The sequence below is a fragment of the Streptomyces sp. NPDC057654 genome, assembly GCF_042800135.1.
In the GTDB taxonomy this organism is placed as follows: domain Bacteria; phylum Actinomycetota; class Actinomycetes; order Streptomycetales; family Streptomycetaceae; genus Streptomyces.
On the sequence record NZ_JBHVHQ010001051.1, the window covers coordinates 1 to 2,664 of the forward strand.

General features: G+C 71.5%; 3 protein-coding genes. All 3 read left to right on the forward strand.

Features of this window, described 5'->3' with window-relative positions; translation table 11 throughout:
• Window positions 1–405 precede the first annotated feature (405 nt).
• The 3 genes from ACFU99_RS40235 to ACFU99_RS40245 all read left to right on the forward strand — a co-directional run bounded on the left by ACFU99_RS40235 (window position 406) and on the right by ACFU99_RS40245 (window position 2,640).
• Complete coding sequence (locus ACFU99_RS40235) at window positions 406–1,122, forward strand: XRE family transcriptional regulator (RefSeq protein WP_384402702.1); 717 nt, start codon at window positions 406–408, stop codon at window positions 1,120–1,122.
• 18 nt (window positions 1,123–1,140) lie between these two features.
• Complete coding sequence (locus ACFU99_RS40240) at window positions 1,141–2,331, forward strand: M20 family metallopeptidase (protein ID WP_384402704.1); 1,191 nt, start codon at window positions 1,141–1,143, stop codon at window positions 2,329–2,331.
• Window positions 2,332–2,469: 138 nt separating this feature from the next.
• Window positions 2,470–2,640: a hypothetical protein gene (locus ACFU99_RS40245; protein WP_384402707.1), complete on the forward strand. Its 171-nt coding sequence runs from the start codon at window positions 2,470–2,472 to the stop codon at window positions 2,638–2,640.
• The last annotated feature ends 24 nt before the right edge of the window (window positions 2,641–2,664 follow it).

Below are 2,664 nucleotides of genomic sequence, written 5' to 3' on the forward strand. Positions count from 1 at the left end.
TCATTCTGGATGCCTCGAAGGGCGTGAACCCGAAGAGCTTCTCGGCCAAGGTGGAGGCCGAGAAGCTCAAGGGGAAGTGGTACGTGGGTGACTTCGACCTCAACGCCGGTACGGGTAGCCAGGGGCCCCACACTACTTAGGCCGGCCGCGGGGAAGCGGCTCTTGAAGAGCAGGAACTTGAGCATCGCGCAGAAGCCCGACCGGGGCGCACCGGCTTGTGCCGCGACAGGGCCGGCTCGGTGGCGTCCCCCTGTGCTTGTCACCGGTCTCGCGGGCTCGTAGTGGGGAACGCCACCGCGCGGGGAAGACTGCGGGTACGTGCCGGTGCAGGGGGAGGGGGCGGTGTGTGTGGCCGCAGCCAGCAGTGCGGACTCGGCGCTCAGGCGGGCCCGGAACGCACGGAACATGACACTGGAGGGGGCCGCCGAAGCGTTGAACGCGTTCACCGGCGGGGCGGCGGACGCGAGCCTGATGAGTGCGTGGGAGTCCGGCCGGCGTCGTACGGGCAAGCGGAACCGGGCGGGTCTGTGCCAGTTGTACCGCGAGCGCTCGGAGGTGCTGTTCGCCCACCAGGACGGTGCGGCCACCAGCGTGCTGGAGACGTCCGGCACGGCGGTGGTGGTCAAGGTGCTCACTCGCTGGACCGACTTGGTCGAGGCGATGACGGGTGTCGTCGCCGGGGCGCGCGAGCAGTTGGTCGTCACCGGCTCCCGGTCACGGGAGAAGGTGTACTTGGCGGCGATCGAGACGGCCGTGGCCCAGCAGCCGGACCTGGTCCACTACCGGGTGCTGTACGGCCCGCCGCGCCATCGGGCGCTCGTCGACCACTTGGCGCGGCTGCTGGAACTGCGCGATCCGTCCGCGCGCCGCAACGGCGTCAAGACGCTGCACATCGGGATGGTGGAGGCCACCGAGGCGCTGGAACGCTTCTTCGTCGCCTCGGAGAGTGCCGCGGTGGTGCCGTTGCCGTCCTTCCACGGGGCGGAGGGGTTCGACTGCGGCGTTCTGCTCAGTCGCGAAGGGGCGGTGGGGCTGGTCCACCATGGGCGGGAGGCGTGCGCGTCCGCGCGGCCGGTGGAGACGACCGAGGCCGTGCGTGCGCTGCCGGTGCGGCTCAACTGACATGTGGTGGGGAGAATCGTGAGCGAGGACTTGTCGCAGGCGGCCCAGGCCCGTACGGCGTCTGTGGTCGAGCTGGCGAGCGAGCTGATCCGTCGTCCGAGCCGGGCGGGGATCGACGACTACGGGCCCGTCCTTGCCGCGCTGGAGGACTGGCTCGCCGCTCGTGGCCTGCCGCACCGGCGCCTGCATGACGCGTCGGGCGCTGTAGTAGGGCTGCTGGTGGAGATCCCCGGCGGGTGTCCGGGGCCCTGGTGGACGCTGGACGCGTGCGTGGACACCGCCCCGTACGGCGACGAGAGGGCCTGGACGTTCCCGCCGGACTGCGGCGACATCGTGGACGGCTGGCTGCGCGGCCGGGGGGCGGCCGACTCCAAGCTCGCCGCCGCCATGTTCTGCCATATCGCCGCCGACCTCGTACCCCGCGCCGCTGACCTTCACGGCGGGCTCGCCGTGCTCCTGGACGTCGACGAGCACACCGGCGGCTTCGGCGGCGCCCGCGCCTACCTTGCCGACCCGCACGCCGCCCGCCCCGCCGGGGTGATGATCGGATACCCGGGCCTGGACGCGGTCGTAGTCGGCGGCCGGGGCCTGTGGCGGGCCACCATCGCTGTGCACGCTCACTCCGGGCACTCCGGGTCCAGCAGGACCGTGATCGGCGCGATCTCCCGCGCCGCCCACCTCGTGCGGCTCCTGGACGCCGCCGACCTGCCCGGCGTGGACGGCGGCTCGGGGTTCCCGCTGGCGCCGAAGCTGTCGGTCACCGCCTTCCACGGCGGACAGGGCTTCTCGGTCACACCCGACCGGGTCGACATCAACGTCGACGTACGGACGACCCCCGGTTTCGACGCGCACGACGCCGAGACCCTCATCCGCAAGGCCGTCGCCGAACTCGACGCGGATCTGCCCGCCCCGGCGCCCACCGAGGTCACTCCGGTCGCCGCGTGGCCGCCGTTCCGCCTCGCCGAGGACGAGCAGCCCGCCGCCGCCCTCTTCGGCGCGGCCTCGGAGTCGGGGCTCGCGGTCAGGGCGAAGACCGCGGGACCGTCGAACATCGGCAACCTGCTCGCCGGGGAGGGCATCTGGGCCACGGCAGGCTTCGGGGTGACGTACGAAGGGCTGCACGGCATCGACGAACGCGCCCGCCTGGCCGAGCTGCCGCAGGTCTACGCCGTCTACCAACGGGCTGTCCTCGACCTCCTCGGAGGCTGACGTCCCAAGGGCGTCCCAGCTTCCTCCCAGATCCACTCCCAGTAAGTCCCCAACTCCGTCTCTGGGAACGGCTCTTGGATCGCGGTGACATAGAGGCAGCACCACTGCCGCATTCACCGATGACAAGGGAGGCCGGTCATGGCCGCACAGATCACCGTCACCACCCCGCCCGCCGGTAAGGACACGCCCGCCACGGCGCCGAGCACCGGCGGCTTCGCGCCGCAGATCAGCACCCACCCGGTGGCGACCCTCACGCTGGGCCGCCAGACGTTCAACGACTCGGACAAGTCCAACTACTTCGAGGGCTGAGAAGCCCAGGACACCACCGAGCAC